Genomic DNA, 11,307 nt, shown 5'->3' with positions numbered 1-11,307 from the left:
TTTTTTATAGTTGCTAATCTTTTAAGGCTCTTCTGAGGATTTTACCCACGTTAGTTTTGGGTAACTCATCCTTAAACTCAACGAGTTTAGGAACCTTATAATTAGTTAAATTATCACGACAATGTTTTATTATATCTTTTTCAGTTAAAGAAGGGTCTTTTTTCACAACAAAAACTTTAACTTGTTCACCACTAATGTCATGAGGAATACCAATTGCAGCAACTTCTAATACACCTTCGTGCATTGCAACCACTTCTTCAATCTCATTTGGGAAAACATTAAAGCCTGAAACAATAATCATGTCTTTTTTACGGTCAACAATATAGAAGAAACCTTCATCATCGTATGTCGCAATATCACCTGTTGCAAACCAGCCATCTTTTAAACATTCGGCGGTTGCGTCTGGGCGGTTATAATAACCAAGCATTACTTGCGGGCCTTTGACCCACAATTCACCTGGCTCACCTTTAGCCGCTTCTTCACCATTATCAAGCATTAATTTAATATCTGTACTTGGTGCAGGTAAACCAATAGAGCCATTATAAGCCTCTAAATCGTAAGGGCTAATTGTAACTAATGGCGAACATTCTGTCAGGCCATAGCCTTCCATTAACTTACTGTTAGTGACCTTCTGCCATTTTTCTGCAACAGGGCGTTGAACAGCCATACCGCCACCCAATGACATTTTAAGGTGACTAAAGTCAAGTTCAGAGAAACCCGGAGTATTTAATAAGCCATTAAATAGAGTATTAACACCTGTAATAGCAGTAAATTTATGCTGACTAAGCTCTTTTACAAACCCTGGCATATCACGTGGATTAGTAATTAAAACGTTTAAGCCACCATATTTCATAAATGCTAAACAGTTCGCCGTTAATGCAAATATATGATAAAGCGGAAGCGCAGTAATAACCACTTCACTACCACGGTCAAGCACGTTATCTAAACAACCAGATACTTGCTCAAGGTTACCCACCATATTGCCATGGCTTAACATAGCGCCTTTTGACACACCGGTAGTTCCACCCGTGTACTGTAAAAAAGCTAAGTCGCTTAGGTTTACGTCTGGGCGTTTGTAACCGTTTGGATCTGCTTTTAATAAATCGCAGAAGTTAATCGTGTTTGGCAACGTGTAGTTCGGCACCATTTTTTTGAAATGCTTAACGACAAAATTAACTAAATGCTTTTTAAGGCCGCCCATCATGTCACCCACTTGTGTAACCACAATGTGTTTCACGTCGGTGTTAGGCAGCGCTTTTTCAAGCGTGACAGCAAAGTTAGCCAGTATAAATATTGCTGATGTTTCAGAGTCTTTCAGCTGGTGCTCTAGCTCGCGTACGGTGTAAAGTGGGTTAACGTTAACCACCACGCACCCTGCACGCAAAATACCTAAGATAGCAATAGGGGTTTGCAACAAGTTAGGCATCATCACAGCGACTTTATCGCCTTTTTTTAACCCTAAATCGTTTTGAATATAGGCGGCAACGCGTTTTGTTGCTGCATCTATATCGTTGTAAGACAATGTTTTACCCATATTTGTAAATGCAGGTAAATCTTTGTATTCATTAAAACTTTTTTCAAACACTTCGAGTAACGAGTTGTAGTGCTCAGGATCGATTGTTTCAGGCATACCTTCTGGGTAGCGCTTAAGCCAGATTTTTTCCACTCTTAGCCCCTGTTTATAATTATATTTTTATTAACCTTAATCTAAGTAAGGCACTTTCACAATTGAGCAAATACTCTAATCTAGAGATAATCCCACATTTATCGCTAATATACAATTAACATGCACTACTTTGCAGCATAAATGCTTGAATGTGTTCAAAACATAGCCCACTACTTTGCATATGGCAGTGATGGCCGCCAGGCACTTCTAATACTCTCAAGTTATTGTAATAATTACTATACTTATCTAAGTTTTGTTTTACAAATGGATAACCTTTATCACCTAATATTAATTGACATGGTGCAATTAATTCTTTTATTGCACCAATACATTGCGCTTCATCAAATCGAAAACCTGAGTGATTTTTAAGCTTAGGGTCAGTCGTTAACTCAAACCCACTGTGCATTTGTTTTATGTTTCTGTCCATTAACAGCGCAATTAGTTCATCATTTAAATCTGTTGTTTTTGAACGTGCTTGATAAATTTGCTGCTTTGACGTGTATACCCTCGGTTTTTTAGTTGTTATCCGTGCTCGGTTAAGTATGGCACTTCTTAGCTGCGAAGCGACTTCATCTGCTTGGGTTGTAACGCAACCTATTCCTTCAATAAAAGAAACGGATCTAACGTATTCGCTGAAACAACTTGCAAATAAACCCGCGACCATCGCTCCCATTGAATGCCCTACCAAATGTACTTTTTTTATATTAAGCGCATTAATGAAGGCGTAAACATCATCCACATAATCAATAAAATAATAGTGAGCTTGAGGGCTTCGCCAAGATGACAGACCATGCCCTGCAAAATCAATGCAATACCATGTTTGATTTGAGAGTACATTAGTAAGCATAGGCGCAAAACTGGCACTGTTATCTAACCAACCATGAAGCGCGATAACAATCTCTTCACCGTCTCCAAATTTAAGGCCATGTATATCTAAGTCATTAGCTTTGACAGAAAATGGTTGCAATTATTACCTCTATTTAAATTATTTTAACACGCAAAAAGCAGTTATTTTGAATGGCTTTTTCGAATTTAAAAACAAAAAAACAACCCTAAAGAATTAAAAGAAAAGACAAAAAGAGCGTTATTTGTTTATTTTACATTGTAAATTTAATGCAACTTTAAATGCATAAAATATAACCAAGTAACACCGATATAAACAAAGATTTAGCTGTATGTTATTCATACAAAATAAATGCGTTTTTATACTACAGTTTCTTTGATATCTATTAATATTAATCTAAACTTAACGAATAACTTCAATGTATCTGCAAAAAATACCAGCCAAACACTATGAAAGGATTCTATGCGTTTATCAATAAAATAATTGTACTCATATTTGTATTTTTAAGTGCAAATTAAAATCTATAAGGTTTAATCGTGTTTAGAAACTTTACCATCGGCTCTCGTCTATCTGTTGGTTTTACAACCCTCGTAACGATAACTGTCATCATTATGTCAGCGTTTTACTTGATCAATTCCAACCAACTGAGTAGTGAAGCGGAAAAACGTGAAATGCAAAGCATTTATGACGCTGTCACCTCACAAATTAACAACCAAGCAATGTCAGCGCAAGCAATGAGTGCGATGATTGCCAGCCAGCCATCTATTAAAGAAGCCTTTGCTAGAGGTGACAGAGAGCTGCTTAGCAAACAATTGCTACCGGTTTTTTATACCCTGAGTGAGCAATATGGGGTCGAACAGTTTCAATTTCACACTGCTCCTGCTACCTCTTTTTTACGCTTACACGATCCTAAAAAGTACGGAGATGATTTATCATCTAAGCGAAGTACCATTGTAGAAGTTAACCGTAAACGTCAGCCAGTTAATGGCGTTGAAGAAGGCGTTAGTGGACTAGGAATAAGAGGTTTAGTGCCGGTAAATGCAGATGGTCAACACGTAGGATCAATTGAATTTGGTATTGATTTATCACAAAATTTTGTTGAACAATTTAGTGCTGCCTTTGGTTCAAATGTAGATATTGCAATTCATACTATAAAAAACCGAACGCCAAAACTGCTTGCTTCATCATTAACTGAAAAAACGCTTATCTCAAGAAATGAGATCCTTGCTGCTTGGGATGGTAATACGGTACTAGGTCATCACAACAGCTCATCAAAACCATTAGCGACCCTTGCTAAAAGTATTAACGACTATTCAGGTAAACCCGTTGCGGTAGTTGAAATCGCGATGAACCGCAGCTTTTACGCTAGTTCGGCAGCAAACACCCGCAATTTTGTGATAGTTATTGCTATTATTGCCATAGGGCTTGCGGTGTTAATTGCTTATGGCTTATCACAAACTATTATTAGACCACTTCGCTCTACGCTTACCTCCCTTAAAGATATTTCTGAAGGTGAAGGTGACTTAACTCGCAGACTCGATGAAACAGGGCAAGATGAACTCAGCGAACTAGCTTACAGATATAACCTGTTCATTTCTAAAATTCAGGAGCTTGTTCAGCAGGTTGCGGATTCAACAAACCAAATGGCCGCAGCAACAGAAGAGCTTACCGCTGTTGCCAACGAAACCCGTCAAGGTGTAGTAACTCAGCGCGACCAAACGACACAAGTTGCAACAGCAATGACAGAAATGGCAGCGTCTATTCAAGAAATTGCTGGCAATACGCACAGTGCTGCAAGTAGCGCACAAACAACCAATGCAATTGCAGTAGAAGGTAATCGCTCCGTTGAGCGAAGTGTTAATGCGATAAACTCATTAGCCAATGAAGTTGAGCAAGCTTCACAAACTATTCGGAATTTACAAGAGCAAAGCGGAAGTATTGAAAAAGTACTGGAAGTAATTAGAAATATTGCCGAGCAAACAAACTTGCTAGCACTAAATGCTGCTATTGAAGCTGCGCGTGCGGGTGAAGCTGGTCGAGGCTTTGCTGTGGTAGCCGACGAAGTACGTAACTTAGCGCAACGCACTCAGCAATCTACCGGTGAAATTGAACAAATGGTTGCCAACATTCAAACTGGGACTCAAGATGCTGTGGATGCAATGGAACGCAGTAGCACGAAGAGCAATGATTCGGTTACTGAAATAACGGGAACGCAAACCTCATTGAGTGAAATTAACCTTGCTGTTGAGGGAATTCACGACATGAACATTCAAGTCTCTGCCGCAGTTGAGCAACAATCACTGGCCGCAGAAGAAGTAAACCGCAGTATCACTCGCATTAATGATATTGCCGAACAAAGTGGTCAATCTGTTGAACAAACAGCACAAGCCTGCAGCGAGCTTGCTCAATTAGCCAGTGGGCTTCAAGTAATGGTGTCGCGCTTTAAAGTTTAACACCTACTTAACTTGCCTTGGGTGAAAGGTTCACTCAAGGCTGTATTACTATACCCCCTATTTGCAAACTCAGTTCAATTCCTTAAACTAATTTAGCGTACCTATTATATTGATATATCAGTAAATAATTATTTTATAGGGTAATTCATGTCGCTAATATGGAAGTATTAAGCTAAAAATAGTCAAAACCTCATACAAAACTCATTAATCATCATATATTCATTTATTTATCTTGCTATCTGTATACAATAATAGCGCTATTAAATAAAACAAGTACACTTAAAGGGTACACACAATGAAAAAACAGTTCGGATTATTAGCGCTTTTATGTACAACAACAGGAGCTTTCGCTCAAACAGCGCCTAAAAATGTTATTTATATGATTGGTGATGGCATGGGTCCCGCTTTCACAACTGCTTATCGATACTACAAAGACGACCCAACAACAAAAGAAATAGAAACCACCGTTTTCGATACCATGCTAAAAGGTATGGCACATACTTATCCTGACGACCATACGTACGTAACCGACAGCGCAGCGGGTGCAACAGCACTAAGTAGCGGTCATAAAAGTTATAATGGCGCAATTGCTGTTGATACAGCTAAAAAACCTGTTAAAACCATGTTAGAAATTGCAAAAGAGCAAGGAATGACAACAGCATTAGTGGCGACTTCACAAATAAACCATGCAACACCAGCAAGCTTTGCCGCACATAATGAGTCAAGAAGAAACTATGATGATATTGCCAATGACTACATTGACAATAAAATTGCAGGTAAATTACCAGTTGATTTAATGTTAGGCGGTGGTACTCAGTACTTTATTCGTGATGACAGAAACTTAGTTGACGAGTTTAAACAAGCTGGTTATCAATACGGCGATGATATTCAAAACCTTGGTCAAATCACTCAAGTGCCTGCTATAGGTTTATATGCACCTAAAGGCTTACCATTTGCTCTTGATGAAAACCCAACAAGATTAAAGCAGTTAACTGCTAAAGCGTTTGATTTGCTTGATGGGCAAAATGATAAAGGCTTTTTTGTGATGATTGAAGGCAGCCAAATTGATTGGTGTGGCCACGCGAATGATATTGCCTGTGCAATGGCTGAAATGGACGATTTTGCTAAATCAATCGAAACGGCTAAAGCTTATGTAGATAACAACCCAGACACTATTTTAGTGATCACAGCTGATCACTCAACAGGCGGTTTAACTATTGGTGCACATGGCCAATATAAATGGGAAACAGATATCATCAAAGGTGTTAAAGCCACTGCAGGTACATTGACCAAATTACTAATGGAGTCAGATAACCTTAAAACGGTTTGGCAGGCTAATACCAGTATTGAATTTACAGCTGAAAACGAAATTAAACTTAAGCAAGCCAAAGCTATGGGTGAGAAAACCCTAAACTTGGCCGTTAAAAGCATTATTAATGACTTAAGTTTTACTGGCTGGACAACGGGCGGTCACACAGCGTCTGATGTACAAGTATTTGCTTATGGTAAAAATAGCGATGACTTTGTTGGCTCTCAAAATAATACCGATATAGCTAAAAAATTGATTGGTTATATAGAGCAATAATCTCAGTAATGAAAATAAAAAGCCCGAATGATTCATTCGGGCTTTTTATTTGCTGATTTTTGTCAGGTTTTAACTAGGCGTATATATCAACACCAATTAAACTTTGAACTTCAGCTCTTCGCTCTAAATTAGCAAACTCAGTATATGTCGAAATCGCTTTGCTTACTTGGGCACTGGGTTGATCGTAAATAGTTTGGCTGTATTGGGTGTCTTTGCTGTTCGCTTTTGTAAACTCTTTTGCAAGTTCAAGCCCTTCTGGGCTGCTTTTGACATAATCGGTATTAGTTGTTTGTGGTTTGGCTTGCTCTAGTACTCGTTCAGGCTGCGCCGGAACTACCGAAGTAGAACGCACCTTAGCAGGTATATCACCTGTAAAAAAACCAGAACTTATAGGTAGCGACACAGCGCTTCTCCAACCAACAACATAATTAAATTATGATTTAAAATCGCTTAATTTGCAAACAACCGTGTTTGTTTATTCACGGCCCGGTAATTTTTTCCATGTTACCGTGTCACGCACATACTTTGGTTGTGCATCACTGGCTTTTACACCCTTACCAGCAAGATACTGCGCCTCTACTAGGGCCAGCATATAGTGTGCATCCGGTAAGGTTATTGCTGGCTGTATGGTTACATTATTAAATGCTGTTAATGCGTCAGGGTAACTTTTAAACCCAGTCCCTACGGCTGCAGCATCGATGTTTGTATCTATCAAAGTTACATCTAACAATTCAGGTTTGAATACTCGCTCTTCGCCTTTAAGTGTCATCAATCCATCTTTTGCGTGGTACTGAGCAAAATATATTTCTCCCATACGCGCATCAATACTAGAATAAACTACGTCAGCACCAAACTGTTCTAATGCCTGCTGTGCCATGACTGCTAAAGTAGATACCCCAACTAATGGTAAATTAGTTGAATATGCAAGACCTTGGGCAATGGCTACGCTAATACGAACGCCGGTGAAACTTCCAGGACCTTGGCCAAATCCTATTACGTCTAAATCTTTTAATTTACAGCCGGCTTTACCAAGTAACTCATCAATAAGTGGCAGTATTTTTTGACTATGTTGCTGCGGACACTCTTCAAAATGATGAAATGTTTTACCCTGATAATGCAAAACAATTGATAATGCTTCTGTAGAAGCATCTAGGGCGAGAATATTACTTTTGATCATTTTTGTACTCAATTAATATGTTTTAAAAATGTATTGGCATCTTCTAAGCTTCGTGTACGGCGCATTGGCGGTAAACTCTTTAAAAATACTTGTCCGTATTGGCGTGTAACTAAGCGATTATCGCAAATCACTAGCACGCCTTTATCTTTGTTGTCTCTTATTAAGCGACCTACCCCCTGCTTTAAGGCAATCACTGCTTGGGGTAATTGAATATGTGCAAACGGGTCCTTGCCTTGCATTTGACAATCTTGCATTTTAGCTTGTAGTAAAGGGTCATCAGGTGCAGCAAACGGTAGCTTATCAATAATAACACAGCTTAAGGTACTGCCTCGTACATCAACCCCTTCCCAAAATGACGCGGTCCCCAGTAATACCGCATTACCATGGCGAGTAAATTTTTCTAATATAATGCGTTTAGACATTTGCCCTTGCATATAAACTGGGTAGTCCATTTGCGTCGTTAAGCCCTCAGCCACTAAATGCATCATACGGTAACTGGTAAATAACACAAAACAGCGCCCTTTAGCTGATTTTATGAGCTCTAAGGTCAGTTTTACAATCGCATGGGGCATATTATCTTCATGCGATTGAGGTAAATAACGTGGTAAGCACAGCAACGCCTGATTGGCATAATCAAACGGACTATCAACCATCATGCTTTGCTTTGGCTTTAAGCCAAGGCTTGCATTAAAGTGGCTCAGTTCATTGTCGACCGATAACGTGGCCGAGGTAAATACAAACCCCGCACCAGATTCTTTCATCATCAATGCAAATTTTGCCGATACGTTTAATGGCGTTATATTGATTGTTAAATAGCGCCTCGTGGTTTCATACCAGTAACTAAACCCTGTTTGGGCGGTATCGAATACGCGCTCTAACTGGCCTTTAAAAGCCAACGCACGTTCAAACGGATGTTCTATTTTATCGCTGCGCTCTAAGCATAACTTTAAAACCTGATACACAAACTCTAAATCACTTATTACGCGGTGTAATGCCGAGCAAATAAGCTTATTACTGAGCTTTTCGCGCCAATCGCCTCGGCTACCATCAACTCCAAACTGCAACCTTAAATCAGCGACACTGGTTTCCAGTTTATTTAAACTTTTGCCTAATTGCAGCATATCGGGGATTTCAGCGCGGTAAATAGCGCGCAAATCGTTAATTAAATCCACCAGCTTTTTGGTGCTCATGGTTTCGCCAAAATAGTCGCTGGCAATTTCGCTTAATTGGTGAGCTTCATCAAATATGTAGGCATCAGCATTAGGCATCAGCTCTGCAAAACCTGATTCTTTTACCGCCATATCGGCAAAAAATAAATGGTGATTAATTACCACAACATCGGCATCCCCCGCTTTTAAACGTGCTTTGCGAATATAGCATTCTTGAAAGTCAGGGCATTCTTTGCCTAAGCAATTATCAGCGGTTGAGCTTACATAAGGTAGCACTTTGGCGTCTTCTTCAATACCAATGCAATCGGCAAGATCACCGCTGTGGGTCTCACTGGCAAACTTTGCAACCATAGCAAGCTGATGCATAACATCAGGGTCGTCTGTGGGTACGTGTGCCACATGCTGAGTTAGTCGATATGTACACAAGTAATTGGCACGCCCTTTTAACAAGGCCGTTTTTTTCGCTGCACCTAAGGCTTTTAATAATACGGGTAAATCACGGTGATAAAGCTGCTCTTGCAGTGCTTTAGAACCGGTTGAGATAATGGTTTTACCTTTAGATTTAAGTGCGGGGGCTAAATAGGCAAAGGTTTTACCTGTGCCAGTACCTGCCTCAACAACAAGTTGAGCTCGGGTTTTTAATGCATCATCAACAGCCACCGCCATATCGATTTGAGGCTGGCGTGGTGTGTATCCATCTATTGATAAAGCCAAAGGCCCGGTCGCACTAAACAGCTGTTTGATAATCCCAATCACTATGTAAAAAATAATAGCGGGATTTTACGTAAGCCCAGAGCCAAGAGCAAGTAATGCCGTGATTAATCAGTCCCCCTCTACATTGAGAAGAATATTTAACACGCAGTGGGAGGTTTACTTTTATTAATCTAAGCCCAAGTATCTAAGTGAGGCTTGTCGTCATCTTCTGCGTTGCTATTGCTCGATTTTTTTTGGTCGAACGATGCTTTTTTTTGTTTTTCTATCTCTTTCTTTTTGCGCTCTTCAAGTTCAACTTGCTTCGCCCTAGCGCTTTGTTGCACCCCTGCAATATGAAAAGCCCCTTTAGATTCAAGCGCTAAACGGGTAATAGGCCCTAAATAGGGGATCATTATATCCATGTGTGACTCCAGCAGGTTGCGCGTTATTTAATCACTATAAGGCTGTTGATAAATAAAGCAATATGTTAACTATTGTCGGCAGTTATAAGATATTCTTTAATTAAAGAAAATTTTTCTTGCCATGCTGTCGGTTAATGTGTTTTTATAAGTGCGAAATTTATTAAACAGATTGCAGCTAAGCGTTAACACAATAACGATTAGCCAAATAGGATAAAAAATGCTTAATTCACTGACAGTTGTACATCACCACCATCATTCATCGGAATAACCTGTCAGGTCTTTCGCTGAGAGGTTGTTCCTAAAAGGAAACCTCTGGCGAATCAACATACCAAGATTCATTTTCGCCCTGAGGTTTCCCTCGGGGTTTTTAGTTTTTAAATTAAAGGAAAATGAGTAATGAATAATAGTAATCGTCTTCGTATCGCCATCCAAAAAGGTGGCCGCCTATCTAAAGATTGTCAAGATCTGCTTAAACAACTGGGTGTAAAACTCAATCTTCGTGAGCAGCGCCTCATAGCACACTCAACCAACATGCCTATTGACGTATTACGTGTGCGCGATGACGATATTCCAGGCTTAGTTATGGACGGCGTTTGTGATTTAGGTATTGTTGGCGAAAACGTACTAGTTGAAGTACAAGCAGAAAGAGAACGCCAAGGTGTACCAAGTGAAGTTACAAAGCTTGCTAAACTTGACTTTGGTTACTGTCGTTTAGCACTTGCATGGCCACAAGAACTTGGTAAACAAGACAAGAGCTGGTTTGAAGGCAAACGTATTGCGACCACTTACCCAGAAATTTTAAGCCAATACCTAAAACGCGAAGGCATTAACGCCAGCACTGTTATGCTGACTGGCTCTGTTGAAGTGGCGCCTCGTGCCGGTCTTGCTGATGCCATTTGTGATTTGGTCTCAACAGGTGCAACCCTTGAAGCAAATGGCTTAATGCAAGGCGACACTATTTTAGAGTCAAATGCCTGTTTAATCCAAAACACTCAACTACAAGATACTGAAAAATTAGCACTCATAAATAAGCTAATGCCGCGTTTACGTGGTGTTAAGCAAGCTAAAGAAAGTAAATACATTATGCTACACGCACCAAAAGACAAGCTTGATGAAATTTGTGAGATTTTACCTGGCGCTGGCCAACCTACATTATTGGCTCTTGCGGGTAATGATGAATATGTTGCCCTACACATGGTGAGCAGTGAAACCCTATTTTGGGAAACCATGGAACAACTTAAGGCCCTTGGTGCCAATTCTATTTTAGTTATGCCAATTGAAAAAATGATGGAGTAACA

9 protein-coding genes are annotated in these 11,307 nt (G+C 39.7%); 3 read left to right on the top strand and 6 right to left on the bottom strand.

The window, feature by feature from the left end; translation table 11 throughout:
- Positions 1-13: 13 nt before the first annotated feature.
- Both fadD and P20311_RS10745 read right to left on the bottom strand, forming a co-directional pair.
- Positions 14-1,666 carry a long-chain-fatty-acid--CoA ligase FadD gene (gene fadD / locus P20311_RS10750; protein WP_008112636.1) on the bottom strand — a complete coding sequence of 551 codons (1,653 nt, stop codon included), beginning with the start codon at positions 1,664-1,666 and terminating at the stop codon, positions 14-16.
- Positions 1,667-1,781: 115 nt separating this feature from the next.
- The gene (locus P20311_RS10745; protein ID WP_008112635.1) at positions 1,782-2,633 is read right to left on the bottom strand and encodes an alpha/beta fold hydrolase; all 852 of its coding nucleotides are present in this window, start codon (positions 2,631-2,633) and stop codon (positions 1,782-1,784) included.
- A gap of 413 nt (positions 2,634-3,046) precedes the next feature.
- Between P20311_RS10745 and P20311_RS10740 the strand changes: the two genes are divergently transcribed.
- Both P20311_RS10740 and P20311_RS10735 read left to right on the top strand, forming a co-directional pair.
- Positions 3,047-4,963 carry a methyl-accepting chemotaxis protein gene (locus tag P20311_RS10740; RefSeq protein WP_036985077.1) on the top strand — a complete coding sequence of 639 codons (1,917 nt, stop codon included), beginning with the start codon at positions 3,047-3,049 and terminating at the stop codon, positions 4,961-4,963.
- Between the two features lie 295 nt (positions 4,964-5,258).
- Positions 5,259-6,548: an alkaline phosphatase gene (locus tag P20311_RS10735; RefSeq protein ID WP_008112631.1), complete on the top strand. Its 1,290-nt coding sequence runs from the start codon at positions 5,259-5,261 to the stop codon at positions 6,546-6,548.
- Positions 6,549-6,621: 73 nt separating this feature from the next.
- Here P20311_RS10735 and P20311_RS10730 read toward each other — a convergent pair whose 3' ends face one another.
- From P20311_RS10730 to P20311_RS10715, 4 genes are all read right to left on the bottom strand, one after another.
- Complete coding sequence (locus tag P20311_RS10730; protein ID WP_008112629.1) at positions 6,622-6,951, bottom strand: hypothetical protein; 330 nt, start codon at positions 6,949-6,951, stop codon at positions 6,622-6,624.
- A 72-nt stretch (positions 6,952-7,023) separates the two neighbouring features.
- Positions 7,024-7,725, bottom strand: coding sequence for a tRNA (adenosine(37)-N6)-threonylcarbamoyltransferase complex dimerization subunit type 1 TsaB (tsaB, locus tag P20311_RS10725; RefSeq protein ID WP_008112627.1), 702 nt, complete (start codon positions 7,723-7,725; stop codon positions 7,024-7,026).
- Between the two features lie 8 nt (positions 7,726-7,733).
- A complete protein-coding gene (locus P20311_RS10720; protein WP_008112625.1) occupies positions 7,734-9,650 on the bottom strand; it encodes an ATP-dependent DNA helicase in 1,917 nt (638 codons plus the stop codon).
- Between the two features lie 128 nt (positions 9,651-9,778).
- Entirely contained in the window at positions 9,779-10,009 is a 231-nt protein-coding gene (locus P20311_RS10715; RefSeq protein WP_008112623.1) for a hypothetical protein, read from the bottom strand.
- 396 nt (positions 10,010-10,405) lie between these two features.
- On the opposite strand from P20311_RS10715, the gene hisG reads away from it, so the two are divergent.
- Positions 10,406-11,305: an ATP phosphoribosyltransferase gene (gene hisG / locus P20311_RS10710; RefSeq protein ID WP_008112621.1), complete on the top strand. Its 900-nt coding sequence runs from the start codon at positions 10,406-10,408 to the stop codon at positions 11,303-11,305.
- Positions 11,306-11,307: the final 2 nt, after the last annotated feature.

Source organism: Pseudoalteromonas sp. BSi20311, assembly GCF_000239875.1.
Classification (GTDB): Bacteria; Pseudomonadota; Gammaproteobacteria; order Enterobacterales; family Alteromonadaceae; genus Pseudoalteromonas.
This window is presented reverse-complemented; position numbering and strand designations above follow the sequence as displayed.

What these genes read in the sequence shown, in the direction of transcription:
- hisG (WP_008112621.1), top strand. Translation starts at nt 10,406, where the DNA reads ATGAATAATAGTAATCGTCTTCGTATCGCCATCCAAAAAGGTGGCCGC.
- P20311_RS10715 (WP_008112623.1), bottom strand. Translation starts at nt 10,009, where the DNA reads ATGGATATAATGATCCCCTATTTAGGGCCTATTACCCGTTTAGCGCTT.
- P20311_RS10735 (WP_008112631.1), top strand. Translation starts at nt 5,259, where the DNA reads ATGAAAAAACAGTTCGGATTATTAGCGCTTTTATGTACAACAACAGGA.
- tsaB (WP_008112627.1), bottom strand. Translation starts at nt 7,725, where the DNA reads ATGATCAAAAGTAATATTCTCGCCCTAGATGCTTCTACAGAAGCATTA.